The following is a 23,539-nucleotide window of genomic DNA, read 5'->3' on the forward strand; positions in this document are numbered from 1 at the left end:
TGACTCTTGACTCTTGACTCTTGACTCTTGACTCTTGACTCTTGACTCTTGACTCACTTCTAGGCAAGCGTCTGCCGCACCGCGTGGTGCCACTCCCCTACCAGCCGGGCCCGTTCTTCGTCACCCATCGCGGGCTCCCAGCGCCGATCCTCGGCCCACAACTGGGTCAGCTGCTCGAATCCGTCGAAGAAACCCACGGCCAATCCGGCGGCGTAGGCCGCGCCCAGAACGGTGGTCTCGGAGATGGTGGGACGCACCACCGGGCGTCCCAGGATGTCGGCCTGGAACTGCATGAGCAGGTCGTTGACCACCATGCCTCCGTCCACGAACAGGGTCGAGATCTCGAAGCCCGAGTCGGCTTCCATGGCTGCGATGACATCAGCCGCTTGGAATGCAGTCGCCTCGAGGGCGGCACGGGCGATGTGCCCGGCATTGGAGTAACGGGTGAGGCCGGTGATGGTGCCGCGGGCGGTCGCATCCCACCAGGGGGCGAATAGTCCGCTGAATGCAGGGACGAAGTAGACGCCGCCGTTGTCGTCGACAGAGCGTGCCAGGTCCTCGATCTTCGTCGACGATTCGACGAACCCGAGGTTGTCCCGCAGCCACTGCACGACGGCACCGGCGATGGCGACCGAGCCCTCCAATGCGTACCGGGGCTTGGCCCCTTCCACCTGGAAGGCGACGGTGGTGAGCAACCCGTGCGAACTATGCACCGGCTGTTCCCCGGTATTGGCCAGTAGGAAGCAACCGGTGCCGTAGGTGTTCTTGGCCCGGCCGGGTTCGAAGCAGATCTGTCCGAACAGCGCCGCCTGTTGGTCGCCCAGATTCCCGGCGATAGGAACGCCTTCGAGCACGCCGCGCCCCGTGCCGTAGACCGCCACGCTGGGTTCGATCGCGGGGAGCATCGCCACGGGAACCCCAAACGCCTCGCACAACTGAGGATCCCACCCCGGAGTGTCGAGGCGCATCAGCATGGTGCGGGAGGCGTTGGTTGGATCGGTGACATGCCGTCCGGTGAGATTCCAGATGAGCCAGGAGTCGATGGTCCCGAACCGGGCAGAATTCGGCAGACCGGGGGTCTCATCCAGCAACCACCGCATCTTCGGCCCCGAAAAGTAGGTGGCCAGCGGCAAACCGGTTTCAGCACGGAATCGATCAGGTCCGGCGTCCCCCCCAAGGCGGCGGGCCAGGTCGTCGGTTCGGGTGTCCTGCCACACGATCGCCGGCGCCAGCGGCGCCCCCGTCGACGAGTCCCACAGCACGGTGGTCTCGCGCTGGTTGGCGATCCCAACTGCCGCTAGATCGGCCGCGGCGATCCCCGCCTTGGAGAGCCCGCCGGCGATCACCTGCTGGGTGCGTTCCCAGATCTCCACCGCATCGTGCTCCACCCATCCGGGTCGCGGATAGTGCTGCAGGTGCTCCTGCTGATCCAGGGCCACGATCCGCCCGGCCCCGTCCACCACCGCAAACCGGGTGCTGGTGGTCCCCTGATCGATCGCGCCGATATAAGTCACCAGTCTCCAGTCACCAGTCACCAGCAAGGCGGAGGATCGACGCCGATTCTGGCTGGCGACTGGGGACTGGGGACTGGGGACTCATAGCCCGAGGCGCTGGGTCGCTTCGCCTGCTTCCTGGCGGGCGGCGTCCGCACCGGCGGTGAGGAACGTGCGCAGCACTTCCGCCGCGGCCGGCACCACAAGATCGATGTCGGGACGCTCCGCCTTGGTGAAGGCGCGCAGCACGAAGTCGGCGGGATCCATCCGCCCCGGGGGCCTGCCGACACCGACCTTGAGCCGCCACACCTCGCGGCTGCCGAGGGACCGCATCACGGAAGAAACCCCGTTGTGCCCCCCGGACCCACGACTCCCCTGGAATCTGAGCTTCCCGAAGGGAAGGTCGATGTCATCGTGGACCAGCACGAGATCGTCGGGGGCGGTCTTGTAGTACTTGACGAGGCCGGACACGGGACCGCCCGACTCGTTCATGAAGGTGATCGGCATGGCCACTACCGCGCTTCGACCGGCGAAATCCATAGTCGCCACTTCGGCAAGGATCCGCCGTGGAGCGCGCTTGAAGGTCTCACCGCCGGCCAGGGTCTCGACGACCTCCCCGCCGACGTTGTGGCGGGTGCCTTCATAGTTGACTCCCGGATTGCGGAGACCCACGATGAGAACGGGGCTATCCCCGGGGTTGCGACGGCGCATGAGGTGAAGGTATCAGTTGAACGGTGGGAAGGTCCGGCGGGGCGTCAGCCCTCGTCGTCGCCCTCTGCTTCATCCCCGGCTGCTTCACCGGCGAGCCCTTCCTCACCCTCGACAGCCTCGCCCTCCACCGGCTCCTTGACCTCTTCTTCGACGATGCGGGGGATGATCACAGTGACGATCGACGCGTCTTCATCGTCGAGATATTCGACGCCGGCGATCGCTCCGAGGTCCGAGACCTTGAGGGTGTCGCCCACCTCCATCGCGGAGATGTCGAGTTGGATGTGCGCCGGAATGTCGAGCGGCAGAGCCTCGACCATCACCGAGTTCCTGATCGTTTCCACCAGGGCGCCCTCGGTCCGCACCGGCCCGGGCACGCCGTGGAACTCGATGCCGACCTCGGCATGGATCTTGACGTCGAGCGAGATGCTGATGAAGTCGAGATGGGCGACCTCGCCCCGGACCGGGTGCCGTTGAATCTCGCGGGCGACGGTCAGGAAGGGCTTCTTGGTCCCCTCGACCTCGAGGTTGATCAACGCGTTGGAGCCCGCCTCGGTGTGGAGGACGGCGTAGAGCTCACGGCGGTCCACCACCAGGGCCTGCGGGTCGAGGCCCCGGCCGTAGAGAATGGCAGGAACCTTGCCCGCGCCGCGGAGGCGCTTGCTGGGCCGAGTGCCGGCGACGGTGCGCGGCTCGGCGCGAAGGCTTACCTGATCCATGGGAACGACTCCTCAGAAGAACTGTGCGGACCGGCATTATCGCTCACCGGGGAGCGGTTTGGCAAAGTACGAGTGCCGCTACACCGCATTGCCACGCAAATCAGGGCGCGAGTTCCCCGTTGGGATCTCTCCGGGTCGAGGCGAAACCGAAAACGCCAGACTTAGCGGATCGAGTGCCGCGGTACGGCCCCGCGGGCGATCCACCGACCCCTGGCCGGCGATCCACCATCCACCCCCAATTACCCGACATCGGGAGGCGCCACCCGTTAGCCTTGTGTCCGGCGGTACAACCGATCAAAGGGGAGGCCAACGTGAAGTTCGGCAAGTTCTGGTATCTGGCCCTGGGGATCTGGCTGATCCTCTTCGGCGTGTTCACGATGGGTTGGCTCGAGTTGGACAGCAGCGGAGACATCATCGGGATCCTCGCGGTCGTCACCGGCGTTCTGGTGTTGATCGACAAGTAGGAAGGGCCTCGCTTCGCTCGGCCCGGCAATCGGCAATTGGCAATTGGCAGGACCGAGCAGACGCAATACTTGAGAGACTCAGCCCGCAGTCTTCACGACTGCGGGCTGAGTCGTTTCTAGGCCGGGAGGAACGAGAGGCGGACCGTTCTCTGCGGGTTGTCACCGTTGGGGTCTACCAGGACGATCGACTGCCACGTTCCGAGTTGGAGAGTGCCGTCGAGCACCGGGACCGTGATGGACGGGGCGATGAACGCCGGCAGCACGTGGTCTGCACCGTGACCAGGGGAACCGTGGCGATGCTCCCAACGGCCGTCCCGGGGGAAGAGCGTCTCGAGGTGAGTGACCAGGTCGCGATCACTGCCGGCTCCCGTTTCGAAGATGGCCACTCCGGCGGTGGCATGGGGCACGAAGACCGAGAGCAGGCCGTCGGCGCGACCCGACACGAACCGGGCTGCCTCGGAAGTGATGTCGACCGCCGCAGCCTCCGCTCCGGTGGTGACCTCGATGGTCACAGAGTCCAAAGACATACGGAAGTGGGCTCGCCTCGGGATGATGTATCGGCTTGGTCCAAGCCGATACATCATGGGTCCTGCGACCCATTTCCGTATGTCTTCAGTCGGACATCGACTCCATGTAGTCGCGCACCTCGGGCATGGCCGTCATCTTCTCGTAGAAGAAGTTGTTGACGATGTTGAGCAGGGCATCGCGCGCCTGTTCGGCCGCTGCCGAATCGACCCCGCCGTCGCGCACACCGTCGCGCACCGCCAGGAGTTGAGCGACGATCGCCTCCTCCTCTACCCCTTCGAGTGACCGGACCACATCGACGATCGTGCGGTCCACCTGGTCGAGGACGGCTCTGTGGTCGACGGTGGAGTCCGGCCCGGACGCCTCCTCAATCGTCCGCACCACGGCGTAGACCTGATAGAGGGCCGTGGTGGGCTCGTCGAATATCTCCCGGAGAAAGGCCGCTTCCAGATAGTGCCCGCTCATTCGAAACACGTTGTACATGCGCTTGGCGGCCTTGCCGATATTGGGATGGTCGCGGGCGAGGTACTTCCGCACTTCCTTCTCCAGGGAATCAACGTACTCGTCGAGGGCGTCGGCCGAGACGTGCTGGGCCAGCTTGCTGAACAGCGGCACCTCCTCGGCGTTCAGGTAAACCTCCTGGAAGTAGGGGTCGAGGTATCCGTCGAGGGGCGTGATCGACCCGTCGGGCGCCTCCCAGGTCACGTCGAGCATGTTGGAGGCGTTGGCGAGTTGCTTGCGCACCGGATCGGCGACAACCCAATCGAGCTTGCACCATCCGGGGTTCTCCGCCACCTCGGCCCAGCGGATCGTCACTTCCTTGCCGTCGGAATCCTCGACGACGAACTCGCCCGCTGCGATCTCGTCGCCCGACCAAGCAATGGGGCTGCCCGCCCGCAGTTGGGACCCGCCACGGATCACATCGACCGGGTATTGGCCGAACTTGGCCTCGATGAAGCGGTAGGTGTCCCCCTCCATCTTGTCGATCACCTTCTTGCGAAGCACTTCGGCGGTCCGGCGGCAGGCGTCGACGCGAGTGGCGGCCTTGATGTTCACCCGCTCGAAGTAGTCGCAGTCACCGGGATATGCCTGGATCTTGGACTGGGCGGCTGAACCGGAGAGGGCGAGCGCCGTCTCGACATCGTCCTCGTCCGGGATCTCGACCAGCGCACCGACCGAGCGGAAGAAGGCCAGGTCGTCAGGGCTGAAGTCGAGCATGACCATCCGATGGCCAAAGACACCGGTGCGGTGGTCGAGTGTGATCTCGCTCTGGCCGCTGCCCACCTCCATCGCCTTCATCCAGCGATCGGCTTCGGCGGCGTCCAGTTCCAACCCAGCCCGCGCCGCGGACTCGATTATGCGGTCAAGGTCACTATTAGTCATGGGACGAAGACTACGCCGTCGAGGCCCCAGCAACAGCCCCTGCCCCAGTCAGAACGGCACAAGGTGATTCGGGCCGGAACCGCAGCGGGGTCGGAACAGGATTCTGGCTGTGGCCGGAGCCGGAGCCGGGGCTGGATTTCTGGCTGTGGCCGGAGCCGTGGCTGGGGCGAGAGAATGTGTGACCGTCGAGGTCACACATTCTCCCCCATGAATATCTGGCTCACCGAGGTGTCCATGAAGATCGCCTTGAGGGTGTCGGCGAGCAGGGGGGCGATCGAGAGGATGGTCAGGTTCGGGAGCCCGGCGGCGTCCTCGGGGACCGGGAGGGTGTTGGTAACCACAACCTCCTTGAGGGGAGAGTTCTTGATTCGGTCGGCGGCGGGTGGAGGCAGGATCGCATGAGTCGACAACGCCCTCACCGACAAGGCACCTCGATCGGCGAGAAGCTCGGCGGCGAGGACGATGGTGCTGGCGGTGCCGATCATGTCGTCGACGATCACACAATGTCGACCCTCCACCTCGCCCACCACCTGGAGGGCACTCACCTCGTCGGCGACGTCGACCCGACGCCGCTTGTGCACGAACGCCACTTCTGCGTCGAGGTGGCGGGCGTAACGCGATGCCTGCTTCACCCGGCCGCTGTCGGGGGAGACGATGGTGAGCGGCTTCTCGCCGTTCGTCTTGAGGTACTCGCGGAAGATCGGCAGCGCCGTGAGCGAGTCGAAAGGCTTGGTGGTGAAGCCCTGAATCTGTGGCGAGTGCAGATCGACCGACACCAGGCGGTCGGCACCGGCCGTCACGAAGAGGTCGGCCATGAGACGCGCCGAGATCGGCTCGCGCGGCATGCTCTTCTTGTCCTGCCGGGAGTAGCCGAAGTAGGGCACCACCGCGGTGATCCGCTTGGCCGACGCCCGCTGCAGTGCGTCGATCATGATCAACTGCTCCATGACATGGAAGTTGATCGGGTTGCTGTGGCTCTGGAGCACGAAACAATCGGCGCCACGAACGCTCTGCTGGTAGCGGACCGAGATCTCGCCGTCGGCGAAGGTCTTCAGATCGACCAAACCGACCTCGATATCCAGAAGGGCCGCGACTTCCTCCGCCAGCCCGGGGTTCGCCGAACCCGTGAAGAGCATCAAGCGCTTCCGGTTCTTGGTCTCCATGAGACCTTTCACTCGCCCTCCGATTCGGCTGTCCGCGCCCTTCGTTCAGAGTAGCCAGCGATCTCCTTCTGGGCAGAACGCTCAACCGCGAGCGCACCGGGGGCGACATCCTTGGTGATCACCGAGCCGGCACCGGTGATCGAGTCGTCCCCCAACTCGATCGGAGCCACCAGCATCGTGTCGGATCCGACGAACACCCGGCTGCCGATAACCGTCCGGTGCTTGCGAAAGCCGTCGAAGTTGCAGGTCACGGTCCCGGCGCCGATGTTGGAGTTCTCACCGATCGTCGCATCGCCGATGTAGGAGAGGTGGGGCACCTTGCTGCCGGCGCCGATCTCCGACGCCTTGATCTCGACGAACGAACCCGCCTTCGAGCCGGTGTGAAGGATGGTGCCGGGCCGCAGAGTCGCGTAGGGGCCCACATCGACGTCGTCGCCCACCTGGGCGCCTCGAAGCACCGAGTACCACACCCGCGCCCCCCGGCCGACCGTGGTGTCAAGCAAGTAGGCATCAGGGCCGATCTGCGAGTCGGCTCCGATCGAGGTCGCCCCCTCGAGGTGGACGCCGGGATAGATCCGCGCCCCGGGCTGCAGGGTCACTGACTCGTCGATGTAGACCCGATCCGGGTCCTGCATCCACACCCCCTGCCGCATCCACTCCGCGTTGATGCGACGGCGCATCACCGCGTCGACATTGGCCAGCTGGTCGTGCGAGTTCACCCCGAGCGTCTCCTCGTGATCCACCTCCACGGTCTCCACCGGGCCGACCGCGGCGAGCATGCCCACCACATCGGTCAGGTAATACTCATTCTGGCGGTTTCCGGCGTCCAGCCGGCCGAGCGACTCTCCCAGGAGACGACCGCCAAATACGTAGGTCGACACCGCCACCTCGTCGATCCGGGCCGTCGCCGGGTCGGCGTCGCGCTCCTCGACGATCGCCACCACTGCCCCATCCTTGCGCAGCACCCGCCCGTACCCGGTGGGGTCTGGCATCCGGGTGGTAACCATCGTGCAAGGAGAACCTGGCCCGTGAGCCTCGAGCAGGGTGCGCAGCGATTCGGCGGTCACCAGGGGGCTGTCGCCGGGGACAACCAGGACGGTGTCCTCGTTGGTATCGCCCATGGCTCCGAACGCCACCTGAGCGGCGTGGCCCGTACCCAACTGCTGCTCTTGGACAACCGACCTGACGCCGTCGGGAAGGACCGCAACCACTGCCTCCGCCCCGTGGCCGACGACGACGGTGATGTCCTCGGCTCCGGCTCGGGTGACCGCGTCGATCACCCATGAGATGATCGGACGGCCGGCGACCAGGTGGAGCACCTTGGGCATGTCAGACCGCATCCGGGTGCCCTTCCCCGCCGCGAGGATCATCGCCCGCACCGCCATGCCGACATCACCTCCGAAAGTGGGCTGGGGGGACAGGGCTCGAACCCATTCCTTGGGGACCAAAACCCCACGTGCTGCCGGTTACACCACCCCCCACCAGAACGCGTCGTATGGGATCGCCGGGAGTTTACCGCTGGGGGTGAACTCAACTCTTGGGGACCGCCAAGCCCATGGGTGCTGCCGGTTACACCACCCCCCAAAAAGGGAATTCCCCCCTTGGGCCGCGGGAGTGTACCGCCGGGGTGACTCGAACCCTTGGGGACCGCCAAGCCCATGGGTGCTGCCGGTTACACCACCCCCCACCAGAACGCGTCCTATGGGATCGCCGAGAGTTTACCGCCGGGGTGACTCGAACCCTTGGAGACCGCCAAGACCATGGTGCTGCCGGTCACACCACCCCCCAATAGGGAGAAAGAGGAGTGTAAGCCAACGGCCTCTCGCCGATAGCCACAGCCACAGCCACAGCCACAGCCACAGCCCAAAGGTCCATCGACCTTCAGGCGACCGCGCTCCAAGGCGGTGGCGGGAGTCCTCCGCCTGGGTTGCCGTTCCAGCCTCGGTCCACCGGTACGGCTGCCAGTGTTGCCCGGGCACCACGCACCTCGGACGCGGCGTGGGTCGCCTCCTCCCGATCGTGGAAGAACGCGAACAGCGAAGGCCCGCTTCCCGACATGGCCACCGGACGGCCCCACACCCGACCAAGGTCGGAGATCCAGTCGGCGAGCTCGGGGCGGAGGTTCATGGCGGCGGGGGTCAGGTCGTTGACGAGCGGGCCGTACTCCCGCAACGAGGGTGGGAGATCGCGTCCCGCCACCTCCAGGCCCTCGGGACCATCCAGCCGATCCCACCGTCGGTAGACCGCGGCGGTCGACAGCTCGAACGGTGGGACCGCGATCGCCAGGGCGAAATCGGTGGACATGGGCACCTCCCCCAGCACCTCTCCGTAACCCTCGATCCACATGCGGCCGCCGGTGAGACAGAAGGGGACGTCGCTTCCCAGGGAGGGGCCGAGGGCTGTCACCGCCTCCCGGGTCGCATCCAGCATTCCGCCGGCCGCGACCAACGCGGCGGCGGCGTCGGCGCTGCCACCCCCGAAACCGGAGGCGACGGGGATCCGCTTGGTCAGCCTCACCCGCAAAGGAAACCGGGTCGACAGCCGGACCGCCTCCACCGCCCGCCACGCCAGGTTGTTCTCATCGGCGGGAACGTCCTCGTCGGAGTCCACCTCGAATTCGTCTTCGTCGCCGCGAGACACCTCGACCACATCGGACAGGTCGATCGACTGGGCAAGCGACCGCAATTCGTGCAATCCGGATCGGTCGACGGGACGAACCTGCAACGACAGGTTGACCTTGGCGAAGGCGGTGATCTCGGTCACGCGTGCGCCAATCGCAGGTAGTCGGTCGGCGCCAGATCCTCGGCCCGCGCGGTGGGATCGAGGCCCGCCGCCGCCAGCGCCGCATCGGGGTCGGCAATGACGCCCCGTAGGGAGGTGCGGACCATCTTGCGCCGCTGACCGAATGCGCCCGCCGCGATCTCGATCGCTCGCTCGGCGGCCGGATCAGCTGGTGTCCGATCGATGACCGCCACGGCCGACTCGACCTTGGGCGCCGGCACGAACAGGTGAGGAGCCACCCGCAGCGCGATGCGGACCGAGCCATTGAGGGCGACGATCACCGACGGCAGACCATAGGTCTTCGAGCCTGGTGGCGCTGCCAGTCGCTCCACCGCCTCCCGTTGCAGCATCACCACGAAGTGCACCACCCGCGGCACCGAGCGAAGCAATCCGAGAACGATCGGGGTACCCACGTTGTAGGGAAGGTTCGCCACCAGGCTCCATTCACCTGGGGGCAGCGCAGTATCGAAGTCGACATCGGCGGCGTCCTCGAACCGGATTTCGGCGCCCTCACCCACGACTTCAGCGAGCACCGGGCGCAGCGCCTCGTCGATCTCATACGCGATCACCGTTGCTCCGGTGTCGGCGAGAGCCCGGGTCAACGTCCCGGCTCCCGCGCCGATCTCGACCACCTGGCTCTCCGGCCCGACTCCGGCGATCTCGACGATGCGCCGAACGGTGTTCGGCTCGGTCAGGAAATGCTGGCCGAGCGACGGGCGGAGCCTCACCCCGTGCCGTGCGAGAAGTGCCCGGGTAGCCGCCCGGCCCAATGGATCAGCCACGAAAGACCCGGGTGGCGGTGGCGGTCGTCATCCGGGCGACCTCCTCCACCGGAACCGCCCACACTGCGGCCAGCGCTTCACCGACGCGCACCACGTTGGCGGGCTCGTTGGGCGCGCCCCGGTCCGGGGGCGGCGTGAGATATGGCGTGTCGGTTTCGACCATCGTCCGGCCGGGTGGAGCCACGGCGGCCGCGAGGCGAATCGTCTGTCCCGTGTCAAAGGTGATCGGTCCGGCGAATGAGAAGGTGACTCCGAGGTCGTCGAAACGGCGGGTCCACCGCGGTCCCCCGGTCCAGCAATGGAGAACGGCCCGCGGCCCCGCACTGGCCTCGTCGAGGATGTCGTAGACATCGCCGAACGCGTCGCGGCAATGGACGATGATCGGCTTGTCGAGCTCCCCCGCCATCCGCACCTGATGGCGGAAGACCGCCCGCTGCTGATCGGGCGGCGAGAGATTGCGGTAGTAGTCGAGTCCGCATTCGCCGATGGCTGCCGCTCCGGCGGCGAGCGCGGTGATGGCATCCCCGTCGGCGTCCCAGGCGCCGGCATCATGAGGGTGCAGCCCGGCCGTCGAGACGACCACGCCGGGGAACGCCGCCGCCAGATCGCGCGACTCAGCCGAGGTGATGGCATCGGTTCCGGGAGACACCACCCAGGTGACCCCGACAGCAGCCGCTCGATCCAGCAGGGTGGCGGGATCGGCGGTGCTCAACTGCAGGTGGCAGTGGGTATCGACCCACATCCGTCAGACCTCGATGCGAGGAAAGAGCGGCTCACCCTTCGACACCATCGACTCGGGAAACACTCCGAACACCCCGGTCGTCGCCAGAGGCCCGTCATCCGGTTGCCCGGGGAGCCCGAGCTTCGCCCAGAGACGCCGGGCGGCACCCGGCATCGAAGGCGAGATCAGCACCGCCCCCACCCGCAGCGCCTCGAGACCCGCATTGAGCACCTCGTCGAGGCGGTCGGCATCATCGATGTGCCACGGCGCCGTCGCCTCAACGAACACATTCGCCGCCCCGAACAGGCCCCACACTCCATCGAGCGCCTGCTTGGTCTTGATCTCCTCGTACCAGCGCAGCGACGCCAGGGCATCACCAGCGGCCCCCACCAGCGCCCGCTCCTCGGGCCGGCTGTGATCCGCCCGGGCAACGACCTTCCCGCCCCGAAACTTCTCCACCAGGTTGAGCACTCGGCTGGCAAGGTTGCCGAGGTCGTTGGCCAGGTCGGCGTTGTACCGCTCGACCATGCCCTCCCACGAGAAGTTGCTATCGGGCCCGAACGAGACGTCTCGCAGGAAGTGGTGCCGATAGCCATCGACGCCGAAGGTCTCGACCAACTCTGCGGGGAGGATCTGGGTGGCGTTCGACTTGGAGAGCTTGGCGCCGCCGACCAGCAGGTGGCCGTGCACCGCCACCTGCCGCGGTAGCGGCAGGCCGGCCGACATCAGCATCGCCGGCCAGTAGACCGCATGGAAGCGAACGATGTCCTTGCCAATCAGGTGTGCCCACGCCGGCCACTGGCGGGCGAATCGTTCTGGATCATCGGAGTACCCCGCGGCCGTCACGTAGTTGATGAGGGCGTCGAACCAGACATACGACACGTGGCTCTCATCCCACGGCAAGGGGATACCCCACTGGAGCGAGGCGCGGCTGATCGACACGTCGTCGAGGCCTTGGTCGATGAACCCCACCACCTCGTTGCGCCGGGTCTCGGGGACGATGAAGTCGGGGTTGGCGGCAATGTGATCGAGCAACGGCTGGGCGTACTTGGACAGCCGGAAGAACCAGTTCTCCTCGGCGTGGATCTCGACGGGCTGGCCATGCCACGGGCAATTGCCGTCGATGAGGTCACCCTCGGTGTAGTACGCCTCGCACCGAACGCAGTAGAGGCCCTCATAGCTGCCGAGGTAGGTGTCACCGGCGTCATGCCAACGCCGGAAGATCGACTGGACCGTGGCCTTGTGGCGGTCCTCGGTGGTGCGGATGAAGTCGTCGAAGCTCATATCGAGCAGCTCCCACGCCTCCCCGAAGCGCTCGACGATCTCGTCGACCCACGCCTGGGGCGTCATCCCCCGGGACTCCGCTTCCCGGGCGATCTTCAGACCGTGCTCATCGGTACCGGTGACCGAATACACCTCCTCCCCGACCAGACGCCAGTACCTGGCGACGGCGTCGGTGACCAGCGTGGTGTAGGCCGTACCGATGTGGGGCCGATCGTTTGGGTAGTAGATGGGGGTGGTGAGGTAGATCATGGGGTTCGATCAGGGTAGTGGTGGGTATGTCCACGAACCGATAGGGAAGGCGGTTATCGGCTAATGTCCGGCGGCGAAAAGCCGACTCTCTGGACAAGCGTCGGCAAACCCTGCAGCGTCTTGGAGGTCGAATGAACACTGGCATCGTGCGGAAGATCGATGACCTTGGGCGGGTCGTCATTCCGGCCGAGATGCGCCGAAGCCTCGGCGTGCAAGAAGGGGATCAGCTGGAGATCGTGCTCGCAGGCGATCACATCGAGATCCGCCCCCGGATCCCCACCCTGGTTCACCAATTCACCATGTCCGAGGCCGCCCGGGTCAACATCGGCGGTTCGGCGGTCGAGCTCGATCAGGGCGAGTACGTCGTCCAACGGATCGGGCGTAAGCGCTAACGCGTCAGGGAGTCGCCGCCGGCCCGCGCGGATCTTCACGGCTGCGCGGCCTGCGACCAGATTCCGGGCCGATGATCCGCTCGTAGAGCTCACGACGGGACACGCCGTGCTCCTCCGCCACCCGTCTCACCGCGCGACTCGGGCTCAACCCACCGGCCACGAGCGCCTCTGCGGCCGACACCGCCCCGGCAATGTCGGCCGGCGGCGGGGCTGACGGCCCCAGCACAACAGTGACCTCGCCCTTCACGTCGCGCTCACCCCAATACCGGGCACCGTCGGCCAGGGTGCCCCGCCAGACCTCTTCGTACAGCTTGGTCATCTCCCGGCACACCGCGCACGCCCGGACCGAACCGTGCGCGGCCGCCAGGTCCCGCAGATCGTCGGCGAGCCGCCCCGGCGACGCGAACAACACGACGGTCCGCTCCTCTCGGGCGATGTCGGCAATGCGCTCGGAACGCTCCTTGCCGCGTCGCGGCAGGAAGCCCTCGAATACGAACCGATCGGCGGGGAGTCCAGAGAGGGCCAGCGCCAGGGTCACCGCGCTGGGGCCAGGGATGCCGGTCACCTTGGCGCCCACCTCGATTGCCGCCCGGACCGCAGACAATCCCGGGTCGGCGATGCCGGGGGTCCCGGCATCGCTCAGCAGAGCGACCGTCTCTCCGTTGATCAGTCGCAAGGCGATCTCCGCTGCACGCTCCGCCTCGTTGCCGACGAAATAGGAGCGGGTCGGCACCTTCACCCCGAGATGGTCGAGCAGCGTGCGAGCCCGCCGGGTGTCTTCGGCGTAGACGATCGTTGCCGAGGCGAGCGCCTGCGCCAACCGGGGAGGAGCATCGGCGAGATTCCCGATCGGGCCCGCGCAGAGGATGAGGGTGCCGGGCATGGGGTGAGGGTACCGAGAAGAGCCAACAGCCAGCAGCCGCCAGCCAAGAATCAAGAATCAAGAGTCAAGAATCAAGAGCAAGAATCAAGAGCAAGAATCAAGAGCGAGAATCAAGAGGCGAGTTCCCGCTTTCGGAAGAGGGTGCGGTGCGACTTCCAGCATCCAGCGCGCCCCTTTCGCGAAGAACACCCGGTGGGGCGGTACGACGGCGGCACGGGTGACGATCCCTTCGCCGCTCAGGGCCACCACGCCGATCGGGGCGTGCATCCCGAAGGTGTGGATCGAACGGGTGCGCAACAGCGCTCCAATGGGGCCGGGCCCGGGCCGCAGACCCAGCCGACGGGCCCGGTGGGTGTTCAGGAGCGCAACCGGGCCAGAGGACCAGCCCTCGGGGGTGGTGACCTCCAGCAAATCGGGACAGGGGCGACGAGCGACGGGCACGGCACACAATCTGACATCTGGAGACTCCAGAGGTAAGGTTCCCAGCCCTTCCCTCTGAGGTTTTCACATGGCAAAAGCCAAGCGCCGCAAGATCATGGCCCGTCGCAAGAAGGCCAATCACGGCCGTCGACCCAACGCCGGCCGGGGCCAGTAGCAGCCCTAGGTCGCAGGCGGCAGGTCGCAGGTAGCAGCGCCGAGCGGTCGGCCGACCTCTCGTCGCTCATCTCTCAAGGCCACGAGTGGCCTGGACGCGGCTGAGGGGCCCGGAGGGCCCCTCAGAACGATCGACTATCTGGTGTTACCCGGTGTTGCTCGAACCGCTGCCCCCACCGCCCATGCCCGGCATCTGCAGGCCGGCTTCCTTCACTGCCCGGAACGCCCCGTATGTGACCAGCGCCGAGGCGATGATCCCCAGGTAGAGGCCGAAACCGGCGAAGTCCGACTCCGTGACGAAGCGGAGGACGATCAGGATGAACCCGATCCCGCCGACAAGAGCCAACTTGACTCCCATAGAGAGTTTGCTGAATTCCATAGTCCCCCGATCTCCTTAATCCGATGTGACGGGCATTGTGGCACCCGCCACCCATCGTGTCACCTGGCCTAAGAGCGCGCGCCAATAGGTCGCTGGTTCTATCAGGTGTCGGCTTGCGGGAAGCCGACACCTGATCCCGGGGCGAGCCTATTGGCGCGCGCTCTACGGGAGGGCTCCCCCGCTGCGGAGAGACTCGACCAGGGAAATACCGGAATTGCGATCGAAGGCGCCCACGAACAGCACTCGCTGGCCGGACCGTTCGACATACGCGTAGGCCGAGCCGCCCGGGAACGTAGTGACATCTCCGCCCTGCGGAGATCCGACGTCCATACGCGCCGCCACGGAATCGATCAGGTACTCGGCGAACTCCTCGGCATCACGCGGCGTGTCACCCTCGTACAGGTAGGCGAACAACAGGTCGGTGCCGTTCCAATAGAGCCGATACTGGTCGCCGCCCCAACCCCCCGCGCCGACCACCGCGTTGCCCCGGCTCACCCCGTCGAGCAGGTAGAGCATGAGGTTCCACTCGCCGAAGATGCCCTCTTCGAACACCTCATAGCCCGCCACCTCGGCGGCGGGCAGGCTGACCTCGCGGGCCGGCTCCTGGGCGAAGTACTTCTCGGGGTGAAGAATCTGCTCGGTGGTTGTCGGCGGCCTCTCATATGCCTGGTTCACGCCGACGATGCCGTGCTCCTGCACCAGCCGGGAGACGAAACCGAAGCCGGAGTCATAGGGGAACGTGAGGTCTTCCGCGAACCACGCGGGCAGCGAGTCGATCACGGCCGTGTCGACACCGAGAGACTCCTGGATGGCATCCAACTGCTCGTCGACCGGGAGTTCCTGCATGTAGATGAGCTGGTAGTAGGTGGCGTCGCCTTCGACCAGCGCCTGCAGCGCAACCGCTTCCTCGAACTGCTTGGCGTCGACCAGGGCGGTCGAGCGGTCGTCGAAGCCGTAGTGCTGATCGGTGAGAGCGTGGATCAACTCGTGGACAACAATCGTCTTGGAAAGCGCGCTGAGGCCCGAACCCCCCGCCGAGACGACCATCTCGCCGGTATCGCCGTCGTAGAACCCGCCAACCTGCTCGGCGTAAAGGTCCCGATAGGCCTGGCCCAGGTCCACCGTGCCGTCGAGCAGACCGAGTAGCTCATAGAGGCGCTGGAGGACCGCCACCTCCTCCGGGTCGAGATCTTCCTCGATCTGAAGCCTGACCCGTTCCGCCAGCTCTGCCTGTGTGACGACTGTGACGGTCGGCTCGTCGAAGAACTCGAGGCCGCGCACCCGCTCGGCCTCGGCCACCAACGCGGCGATCTCTCCATCCACCCCTCTCGGAGCGAGGGTGCTGGTGGGTCCGGTGGTGGAGGAGGGAGTCGCGTCATCACCACATGCGCCCGCGACGAGGGCGAGCACCATGAGAAGCGGGAAAAGACGGCGCATCGGGCAAGAGTAGGGCCGATCTCCGCGAAGTCTTGCCCCTCGCCACCACCTACCGTGGCCCGATGTCCGACCGCCGTGTCGAACGACGCGCCGTCGTTCTCGAATGGCTCACCGTCGCCTGGAACTCGGGCGAGGTCGTGGTCACGCTCATATTGGGGATCGCAGCACGCTCGCTCGCCCTGGTGGCGTTCGGCCTCGACGCCGTGGTCGAGGTGTTCGCCTCGGTCGTGGTGGTCTGGCACCTGACGCGGGACCGCACCGAGGCCCGCAACAACCGGAAGGCCCTTCGGCTCGTGGCTGTGGCATTCGCGGCGCTTGCTGCACTCCTCACGGTGGGTGCCATCGTTGCCCTCGCCTCCGAGCACCGGGCCGACGAGTCACCTATCGGCATCATCTATCTGGCGGCGACCGCAGTCGTGATGTTCGGACTGGCGCTCGCAAAACGCAGGGCGGCAGTGGGCTTGGGCTCCCAACCACTGGCGGCGGAGGCGACCCTGACCATGCTCGACGGGGTACTGGCGACGAGCATTCTGCTGGCGCTCGCCGCCAACGCCGTCCTCGGCTGGTGGTGGGCCGATCCGGTCGCCACCCTCCTCGTCGCTCTGGTGGCCGCCGAAGAGGCCCGCAACAACTGGAACGACGCCGGCTGACCCTGCCGAACTCCCCTATCGGTGATCGTCGAATGGCGGGATGCTGGGCCTGATCCAAACGCGAAGGAGCACTCATGGACATCCCCGCGGTTCCTCCGCCGTGTACCGATCGTGACCTCCTGCCGCCCCCAGTGCTCGACGACGTCCAGTTGGCCCTGATCGGCAAGGCACTAGCCCACCCGGAGCGGGTACGGATACTTCGCCAATTCACCGGCCGCACCCCTCAAATGGTCCAGGAGGTCGCCGAGGGGAGCGACCTTGCCCCCTCCACCGTCTCGGAACACCTGCGGATCCTGCGCGAAGCCGGAGTGCTCTTCGTGCGCGAGGACGGGCCTCGACACTGGTACTGCTTGCGTCGTTCCCACCTGAGCGAATACGCCCAAGCCGTCGAGGAGCTGACGCGGTCCCACGAACTTGTCCACAGGTAGCCCTGGACTGTTCACGGCCTTTTGAGCCCGCTTCGTGGGGGTTCGCGTTTGGTCCCTCTTCGTTGTCGGGTATCACTCCGTCGGGTATCACTCCCTTCGTAAAGGGCCTTCGGCCCTCCCAGAACAGGTGTGACTTTCGTCTCTATCGACCTTCGACGAAATGCGAGATATTGACGGTGACCTGCTTGTGAAAAGTTTCACAAAGCAGCGGAGCAGAGAAATCAGGAGCAAGAAGATGATGTCGAAAAGACTCAGAACCCTCGGGATCGTGTTGATGGTGATGGGCCTTGGGCTCGTCGTCGCCGGCGGAGTCGCCTTCCTCAAGGTGCAGGCCGGGTACGACTCGCTGCAGGCGTTCAGCGCAGAACAGAACGTGACGCTCGCCTACAACGAGGACGGGCAACTCACCGACAGGGGCACCACAGAGGGGGCTGCGGCCATCATGGCCCTGCTCACCGAGGACTGGAATTACCCCGTGGTTGGGTCCGACCTGGATCCCAATGATCCGCTCGTGGACACCGCCACCGAGTACATGTACCAGATGGCGGTGATCACCTACCACACCCTTCACGGGACCCAGATCGTGACCCTCACCGAAGACGCCGAGTTCAACGGCGAACTCTTCGCAGCCGGCACCTACGAGGTGCCCATCGACGGGCGCTACTGGACCGACTTCAACCGCAGCCACCCCCTCGACGCCATTGCACGTGAGAAGGCGTGGACCGGCACGGCGCACGGCCTCATCGCCGAACTCGGCGTCGGGACCGTCACCCATTCCGCCCTCCAGATGGGCCTTGCCCTCGCCGGCGCCTTCGCCGCCATGGGGCTGTTGGGCCTGCTGGCCGGCGGTGGGATGGTCTGGGTGAGCAGGGGCGGTCTCATCGAGGCGCCGAGCGATCGCAAGATCCGCAAGGAAGTCTCGACCGAGGTCACCCATCCGGAGCTCATCGAAGCCTGAGAAGGCTGCTCCAGGGAAGGGCCCCCTTCGGGGGGCCCTTCCCGTTCCACTGCTCTGCTGATCCGTCGGCAACGACCAACACCCCCGATCGGTAGGGTTGTGGCATAACCTGACAGGAGGAGACCGGACGTGGATGTCCGCTGGGCTGCACTCGGCGAGGGAGGTCGTCCGATCTACCTCTACGAGAAGGACCGGACCACGAAGTTCCGCCAGGTGCTGTGGGGCGACTACCTGCGCATCGAGGACGAGGTCTCCGGCGGGTGGCTCAAAGTGATCTGGGCCCCCACGTCGCCCGATCCGCCCGAGGTGTACATCAGAAAGTCGGACACGGTTGAGCGGCGCCCCCTCGAGGTGATCTTCGTCGACGTCGGCCAGGGCGACGGCGCGGTCCTCATCACCCCGGAGACGGGGGCCAAGGAGCGGGTTCTGGTCATCGATGCCGGCGAGGGAAACCACATGGGCAACTTCCTCAACGGCCGCTTCGGCTCGTACCGGACTGGATTCGACTTTCACGCCGCGGTGATCACCCATCCCGACAGCGACCATTACCAGGGGTTCCGTCCGCTGTTTTCCAACCACAAGGTCGGGTTCGGGACGGTCTATCACAACGGACTGGTGGAGCGCCCGGTCTCGGGGACATGGGACAAGCTGGGCGGGCTCTCCCCAAAGGACCCGGCCACCGGGCGGCAGTACCTGACCCAACTGGCCATCGACGACGCCGTCATCCAGGCGGAGTTCTCCAACGAGCAGGTGAACGGGACGAAGCTGTTCCCCCAGACGATGTTCGCCGCCCTGAAGAATCCCAAGGTGAAGCAGTTCCGCATGCTGTCCACCGCCCACGGCGACCACCAGGGGGGCAAGACCTACATGCCCGAGTTCGCCCCCTCCGATGGGAGGGGCTACACGATCGAGGTGCTCGGACCCGTGGTCGAGGCCGGCCCCGGTGGCGCGCCACGGCTGAGACGGCTAGGCGACTACGGGGAGACCAAGAACGGCCATTCGGTGCTGCTCAAGCTGCGCTACGAAGGCCTCCAGCTCCTATTCGGCGGCGACCTGAACCGGCGGGCCGAGGAGTTCCTCTTGATGCACTACGCCGGGATCGACTCCTTCCCCGACCCCGGCACTCAGGCCTACGCCGACATGATCACGGATGCATCCAGCACCTTCCGCTGCGACGTGCTCAAGGTGTGCCATCACGGGTCAGCCGATGCGACCGACGCCTTCCTGGCCGCGGTCAACCCTGCCGCCTTCGTCATCTCCTCGGGGGACCAAGAGGGGCACGTACACCCCCGGCCCGATCTGCTCGGCCGGTTGGGGCGATTCGGCCGGGGTCCGGCCCCGGTGCTGCTCTCCACCGAGTTGCAGAGGTCCACCCGGGAGCGCGCCGACCGGGAGCTGGTCGAGGACCTGGAGCGGGACATCGAGACCCTGGCCGCCCAGCCCTCGGTGGAGCTGCGCGACAGCATCACCAACCGCGTCGGCGAACTGGCCCGGACCAACGTGGATGTCTGGGGGGCGATCTACCTCAAGACCGACGGGGAGCGGCTCATCACGGCCTTCAAGATCGAGTCGGGCAGTCCGGTGAAACGCTGGTTCTACTTCGAGTACGCCTTCGACGAAACCGGCCAGCTCGTGCTGGTGGAGTGACGGTCGGTTGACCTCGGGGGCGGACCGTCGTCTGTTCGGCCCGAAGGGCCGAAGTCGGCCCCGGGAATCAACAGGGTGGACCTAACAGGACGCGAACTACGCGATCACGGCCACGGCGGGGCTGGGGTCCCCGCTCGTGGAGGAGGGCCGACCGGCGTCTGTTCGGCCCGAAGGGCCGAAGTCGGCCCGGGAACGAACAGGGTGGAGGTGAGGGGATTTGAACCCCTGGCTTCTTCCGTGCGAGGGAAGCGCTCTGCCGGGCTGAGCTACACCCCCATGAGAGACATGGATCATCTGGTCTCAGGAGACGCTGATAGTAAAGGGTTCGCGATGCGCGATGCGCGGTGCGCGGCGCCCCACAGGTCTCCTGCGTCGATGCACCCTGCGTCGCGTTGCGCATTGCGTATCGCGCATTGCTCTTCGCCCCGGTAGCCGCTCTACTCCTCGTACTGCGCCTTCAGTCTTTCCACCACGCCTGGGTCCGCCAGCGTCGTGGTGTCTCCCGCGGCGCGGCCCTCGGCGATGTCTTTGAGGAGCCGGCGCATGATCTTCCCCGACCGGGTCTTGGGGAGCTCGGCGGTGAACATGATCGACGACGGACGGGCGATGCCGCCGATCTTGTCCACGACATGCTCCATCAGCTCGTCGCGGAGCGCGTCGTTCGTCTCCACCCCCTCCTTCACCGTGACGAAGGCGGCGATCGCCTGACCCTTGACCTCGTCGGCTCGGCCCACCACTGCCGCCTCGGCGACCGAGGGGTGGTCGACCAACGCACTCTCCACCTCCATAGTCCCGATGCGGTGCCCGGCGACGTTGAGGACGTCGTCGACCCGGCCGAGGATCCAGTAGTAGCCGTCCTCGTCGCGCTTGGCGCCGTCGCCCGGGAAGTACACGCCGTCCCACCGCGACCAGTAGGTCTGCTGGAACCGTTCATCGTCGCCCCAGATGGTCCGCAGCATCCCCGGCCAGGGGCTGGTGATCGCCAGGTACCCGGCACCCACCAGATCTCCCTGATCGCTGAGCACGGCCGCCGAGATCCCCGGGAACGGGGTGGTGGCGCTGCCCGGTTTGGTCTCGGTAACTCCGGGAAGCGGCGTGATCATGATGCCCCCGGTCTCGGTTTGCCACCAGGTGTCGACGATCGGGCACCGCTCGCCACCGATGTGCTCGTGATACCAAATCCAGGCCTCCGGGTTGATGGGCTCCCCCACCGTCCCGAGAAGCCGAAGAGTCGACAAGTCGCGCCGCGCCGGCCAGTCGGGGCCCCAGCGCATGAATGCCCGGATCGCGGTGGGGGCGGTGTAGAAGACCGTCACCCCATACTTCTCGATCAGCTCCCAGAAACGCCCGCGATCGGGCCAGTCGGGGGCACCCTCGTACATGAACACGGTCGCCCCGTTGGCCAGCGGTCCGTAGACGATGTAGCTGTGGCCGGTTACCCAGCCCACATCGGCCGTGCACCAATACACGTCTTCATCCCGCAGGTCGAACACGAGCTTGGTGGTGGCATACACATGGGTGAGGTAGCCGCCGGTGGTGTGCACCACCCCCTTGGGCTTCCCGGTGGTGCCGGAGGTGTACAGGATGAACAGCACATCCTCGGCTCCCATTGCTTCGGGCGGGCACTCCCCCGACACGTCCTGCATCAGCTCGTGGTACCAGTGGTCACGGCTCGCCAGCATGTGCACCTGGGCCTCCTGGGCGAGCCGGCGCCGCACCACCACCACATGCTCGATGCTGGGGGTCTCGTCCAGGGCGCGATCGGCGGTGTCCTTGAGCAGCACCACCTGCCCGCGGCGGTAGCCGCCATCGGCGGTCACCAGCACCTTGGCGGCGGCATCGATGATCCGATCCCGAAGGCTGTCGGCGCTGAAGCCCCCGAACACCACCGAGTGGATCGCCCCGATCCGGGTGCAAGCCAGCATGGCGATGGCGGCCTCGGGGATCATCGGCAGGTAGATGGCAACCCGATCACCCCGCTCCACCCCGAGTCCTTTGAGCACGTTGGCGAACAGTGACACCTCGCGGTGGAGATCCCAGTAGGTGTAGGTCCGCACGTCGCCCGGTTCGCCTTCCCAAACGAGGGCGGCCTTGTTGCGGCGGGGTCCGGTGAGATGGCGATCGAGACAGTTGGCTGACACGTTGAGCGTGCCACCGTCGAACCACCGGGCATGGGGGGCGTCGCTCCAGTCGAGCACGGCGTCCCAGTCCTTCGACCATTCGAGTTCGCGGGCGTAGCGCGCCCAGAACGCCTCGGGGTCGGCGGATGCCTCGGCGTGGATGCTCGGGTCCGAGACGGTGGCCCGATCGGCGAACCCGGGTGGTGGGGGGAAGCGCCGCGACTCGTCGAGCAGTGCTTCCAGCCTCGGTTCCTCGGCCATGGTCCCTCCTGACGGGCGACGCTAGACGCGCCCCGCCGACCGGGCTACCGCTCGAGTTGCTTCCGCAGCCGCTCCTGGACGACGGTCGTAGTCAGATCCGATCGGCTTCGCTCGACCAGCGCCCGGGCGACGTCGGTGGTCCGCCGCAAGCCGCCGGTCATCCCATCCGGGTAGTCGAGCGCAGCCAGCAGTTCGACCACGGCGTCCATCGCATCGAGGGTTCGCTCCGCCTCTTCGAGGTCCCCCGACCGGAGAAGGTCGAGCATCCGCCGGCGCATCTCCCCCACCGCCTCACCGAGCCCATTGAGATAGGCGGGGACACCCACCCCCAGGTCGGCAGGGAGGGGGACCGCGCTCCTGCTGGCGAGGGCGGCGGTCAACCGTGCCTCGGCGTACTCCTTGGCGGCGTCGTGGATGAATCCGGCGTGGAGGACATCCGGGTGGTCCGCCAGCACGTCGACCGCTCCGGCCAGCAGGGCGCCCGCCTCGTCCATGAGCGCTCGAGCCTCGGCGTCTTCACCCCGGTGAATGGAGCGAATGGCGTTCGCCGAAGCCCGAATCACCTTCCGCGAATCAGACAGACCCTTCTCCCGGGCCCGGTACTTGTCGTCGAGTGCCTCGGAGACCGCGGCGCGTACCGAGTCGAGACCCCAGCCGGTGGGATCACCGGGGGACGACGCTGACCTCTTCCTCGTCGCCGAACTCCTGGCTGATGTAGCGGGGGTTCCCCTGGCCCTGTTTGATCTGGAGCAGCATGGCGATGTAGCCGGCCAAGATCACATCGACGACGAGGTTGAGGATGAGGAACGGCACCGAGCCGGTGAAGAGGGCGAGCCCCAGTGTGAGCGGAACTGCCACCACCAACGCGATCAGTGCGAAGCGGCGACGGGACAACACCTGCTGACGGGCTGAGGAAGCCATCTGCCTCTGCTGGCGTGGCATGGGCTGCCTTCTCGGCTGGGTCACGACGAGATCACTCTCCCAGGGTGAGGCGGGACACCCCGCCTCCCTCAGTATGGAAGATTAACTGCGCAAGGTGGCCTTCCACCGTCAATGGCTCGTCGATTCACCCCGGATCAGGGCAACGGCGTGGGCGAGGGCAGGCCCCACCACGGCGAGCGACTCTTCGACCGCCCGCGGGGATCCGGGCAGGTTGAGGATCAGGGTCCTGCCGGCGATACCGCTCACCCCCCGCGACAGCATGCCGTGGGGCAACTCACCGAACGTGGCAGCCCGCATCGCCTCGGACAAGCCAGGCGCCTCCCGCTCGATCACCAGCAGGGTCGCCTCCGGGGTCAGGTCACGGGGTGCCATCCCGGTGCCCCCGGTCGTGATCACCAGGGCGACCTCGTCGTCGACCGCGGCCTGAAGGGCGGCGGCCACCGATTCGACGCCATCCGGAATCACTCGCACCTCCGGTTCGAACCCGAGGTCGAGAAGCGCCGCGGCTGCCGCCGGACCCGAGAGGTCCGCGGCCTCTCCCCCGCTGACGCGATCCGACACGGTGAGCACCACCGC

General features: G+C 66.4%; 25 protein-coding genes and 2 tRNA genes. 6 read left to right on the forward strand and 21 right to left on the reverse strand.

The features are described 5' to 3' along the window. Positions 1-59: 59 nt before the first annotated feature. The 3 genes from glpK to WD184_00875 form a co-directional block, all read right to left on the reverse strand. A complete protein-coding gene (gene glpK, locus WD184_00865) occupies positions 60-1,517 on the reverse strand; it encodes a glycerol kinase GlpK (protein MEX0825301.1) in 1,458 nt (485 codons plus the stop codon). Between the two features lie 78 nt (positions 1,518-1,595). Further along, positions 1,596-2,204, reverse strand: coding sequence for an aminoacyl-tRNA hydrolase (gene pth, locus WD184_00870; protein MEX0825302.1), 609 nt, complete (start codon positions 2,202-2,204; stop codon positions 1,596-1,598). 44 nt (positions 2,205-2,248) lie between these two features. Then, the gene (locus WD184_00875; protein MEX0825303.1) at positions 2,249-2,920 is read right to left on the reverse strand and encodes a 50S ribosomal protein L25; all 672 of its coding nucleotides are present in this window, start codon (positions 2,918-2,920) and stop codon (positions 2,249-2,251) included. 311 nt (positions 2,921-3,231) lie between these two features. On the opposite strand from WD184_00875, the gene WD184_00880 reads away from it, so the two are divergent. Further along, positions 3,232-3,384, forward strand: a complete 153-nt coding sequence (locus WD184_00880; GenBank protein MEX0825304.1) for a hypothetical protein — start codon at positions 3,232-3,234, stop codon at positions 3,382-3,384. Between the two features lie 116 nt (positions 3,385-3,500). Here the strand turns inward: WD184_00880 and WD184_00885 are convergent, their stop codons facing one another. From WD184_00885 to metG, 9 genes are all read right to left on the reverse strand, one after another. After that, positions 3,501-3,911, reverse strand: a complete 411-nt coding sequence (locus WD184_00885; protein ID MEX0825305.1) for a secondary thiamine-phosphate synthase enzyme YjbQ — start codon at positions 3,909-3,911, stop codon at positions 3,501-3,503. A gap of 85 nt (positions 3,912-3,996) precedes the next feature. Next, a complete protein-coding gene (locus WD184_00890; protein ID MEX0825306.1) occupies positions 3,997-5,292 on the reverse strand; it encodes a hypothetical protein in 1,296 nt (431 codons plus the stop codon). Between the two features lie 191 nt (positions 5,293-5,483). After that, complete coding sequence (locus WD184_00895) at positions 5,484-6,455, reverse strand: ribose-phosphate diphosphokinase (protein ID MEX0825307.1); 972 nt, start codon at positions 6,453-6,455, stop codon at positions 5,484-5,486. An 8-nt stretch (positions 6,456-6,463) separates the two neighbouring features. Continuing rightward, on the reverse strand, positions 6,464-7,840 hold the full coding sequence (gene glmU / locus WD184_00900; GenBank protein MEX0825308.1) for a bifunctional UDP-N-acetylglucosamine diphosphorylase/glucosamine-1-phosphate N-acetyltransferase GlmU: 1,377 nt from the start codon (positions 7,838-7,840) through the stop codon (positions 6,464-6,466). A 24-nt stretch (positions 7,841-7,864) separates the two neighbouring features. Next, positions 7,865-7,936: transfer RNA gene (locus WD184_00905), tRNA-Gln, on the reverse strand. Positions 7,937-8,336: 400 nt separating this feature from the next. Further along, the gene (ispE, locus tag WD184_00910) at positions 8,337-9,218 is read right to left on the reverse strand and encodes a 4-(cytidine 5'-diphospho)-2-C-methyl-D-erythritol kinase (protein MEX0825309.1); all 882 of its coding nucleotides are present in this window, start codon (positions 9,216-9,218) and stop codon (positions 8,337-8,339) included. Next, entirely contained in the window at positions 9,215-10,018 is an 804-nt protein-coding gene (gene rsmA / locus WD184_00915) for a 16S rRNA (adenine(1518)-N(6)/adenine(1519)-N(6))-dimethyltransferase RsmA (protein ID MEX0825310.1), read from the reverse strand. Before rsmA ends, ispE begins: the two co-directional genes overlap by 4 nt. After that, entirely contained in the window at positions 10,011-10,760 is a 750-nt protein-coding gene (locus tag WD184_00920; GenBank protein MEX0825311.1) for a TatD family hydrolase, read from the reverse strand. Before WD184_00920 ends, rsmA begins: the two co-directional genes overlap by 8 nt. Before the next feature lie 3 nt (positions 10,761-10,763). Then, a complete protein-coding gene (gene metG, locus WD184_00925; GenBank protein ID MEX0825312.1) occupies positions 10,764-12,272 on the reverse strand; it encodes a methionine--tRNA ligase in 1,509 nt (502 codons plus the stop codon). A gap of 131 nt (positions 12,273-12,403) precedes the next feature. Between metG and WD184_00930 the strand changes: the two genes are divergently transcribed. Then, positions 12,404-12,664 carry an AbrB/MazE/SpoVT family DNA-binding domain-containing protein gene (locus WD184_00930; GenBank protein MEX0825313.1) on the forward strand — a complete coding sequence of 87 codons (261 nt, stop codon included), beginning with the start codon at positions 12,404-12,406 and terminating at the stop codon, positions 12,662-12,664. A 4-nt stretch (positions 12,665-12,668) separates the two neighbouring features. On the opposite strand, the gene rsmI is transcribed toward WD184_00930, so the two are convergent. The 4 genes from rsmI to WD184_00950 form a co-directional block, all read right to left on the reverse strand. Continuing rightward, positions 12,669-13,547, reverse strand: a complete 879-nt coding sequence (rsmI, locus tag WD184_00935) for a 16S rRNA (cytidine(1402)-2'-O)-methyltransferase (GenBank protein ID MEX0825314.1) — start codon at positions 13,545-13,547, stop codon at positions 12,669-12,671. 84 nt (positions 13,548-13,631) lie between these two features. Beyond that, positions 13,632-13,988 (reverse strand): hypothetical protein, encoded by a 357-nt coding sequence (locus WD184_00940; GenBank protein ID MEX0825315.1) that lies wholly within the window; start codon positions 13,986-13,988, stop codon positions 13,632-13,634. A gap of 298 nt (positions 13,989-14,286) precedes the next feature. Beyond that, on the reverse strand, positions 14,287-14,520 hold the full coding sequence (locus WD184_00945; GenBank protein MEX0825316.1) for a hypothetical protein: 234 nt from the start codon (positions 14,518-14,520) through the stop codon (positions 14,287-14,289). Between the two features lie 162 nt (positions 14,521-14,682). After that, positions 14,683-15,957: a hypothetical protein gene (locus tag WD184_00950; GenBank protein MEX0825317.1), complete on the reverse strand. Its 1,275-nt coding sequence runs from the start codon at positions 15,955-15,957 to the stop codon at positions 14,683-14,685. A 62-nt stretch (positions 15,958-16,019) separates the two neighbouring features. On the opposite strand from WD184_00950, the gene WD184_00955 reads away from it, so the two are divergent. The 4 genes from WD184_00955 (at position 16,020) to WD184_00970 (ending at position 19,640) form a co-directional block, all read left to right on the forward strand. Further along, a complete protein-coding gene (locus tag WD184_00955; GenBank protein ID MEX0825318.1) occupies positions 16,020-16,607 on the forward strand; it encodes a cation transporter in 588 nt (195 codons plus the stop codon). A gap of 74 nt (positions 16,608-16,681) precedes the next feature. Further along, the gene (locus WD184_00960; GenBank protein ID MEX0825319.1) at positions 16,682-17,035 is read left to right on the forward strand and encodes a metalloregulator ArsR/SmtB family transcription factor; all 354 of its coding nucleotides are present in this window, start codon (positions 16,682-16,684) and stop codon (positions 17,033-17,035) included. Between the two features lie 235 nt (positions 17,036-17,270). Further along, on the forward strand, positions 17,271-17,993 hold the full coding sequence (locus WD184_00965) for a hypothetical protein (GenBank protein MEX0825320.1): 723 nt from the start codon (positions 17,271-17,273) through the stop codon (positions 17,991-17,993). 129 nt (positions 17,994-18,122) lie between these two features. Next, positions 18,123-19,640, forward strand: coding sequence for a hypothetical protein (locus WD184_00970; GenBank protein MEX0825321.1), 1,518 nt, complete (start codon positions 18,123-18,125; stop codon positions 19,638-19,640). A gap of 202 nt (positions 19,641-19,842) precedes the next feature. Here the strand turns inward: WD184_00970 and WD184_00975 are convergent. From WD184_00975 to WD184_00995, 5 genes are all read right to left on the reverse strand, one after another. Next, a tRNA-Ala gene (locus tag WD184_00975) sits at positions 19,843-19,916 on the reverse strand. Between the two features lie 161 nt (positions 19,917-20,077). Continuing rightward, positions 20,078-22,021, reverse strand: a complete 1,944-nt coding sequence (gene acs / locus WD184_00980; protein MEX0825322.1) for an acetate--CoA ligase — start codon at positions 22,019-22,021, stop codon at positions 20,078-20,080. Positions 22,022-22,065: 44 nt separating this feature from the next. Next, complete coding sequence (locus WD184_00985; GenBank protein MEX0825323.1) at positions 22,066-22,515, reverse strand: hypothetical protein; 450 nt, start codon at positions 22,513-22,515, stop codon at positions 22,066-22,068. A 169-nt stretch (positions 22,516-22,684) separates the two neighbouring features. Continuing rightward, entirely contained in the window at positions 22,685-22,963 is a 279-nt protein-coding gene (locus WD184_00990) for a hypothetical protein (GenBank protein MEX0825324.1), read from the reverse strand. Positions 22,964-23,071: 108 nt separating this feature from the next. Beyond that, positions 23,072-23,536, reverse strand: coding sequence for a MogA/MoaB family molybdenum cofactor biosynthesis protein (locus WD184_00995; GenBank protein ID MEX0825325.1), 465 nt, complete (start codon positions 23,534-23,536; stop codon positions 23,072-23,074). Between the last annotated feature and the right edge of the window lie 3 nt (positions 23,537-23,539).

This window comes from Acidimicrobiia bacterium, assembly GCA_040878325.1.
GTDB lineage: Bacteria > Actinomycetota > Acidimicrobiia > Spongiisociales > UBA11373 > JAUYIV01.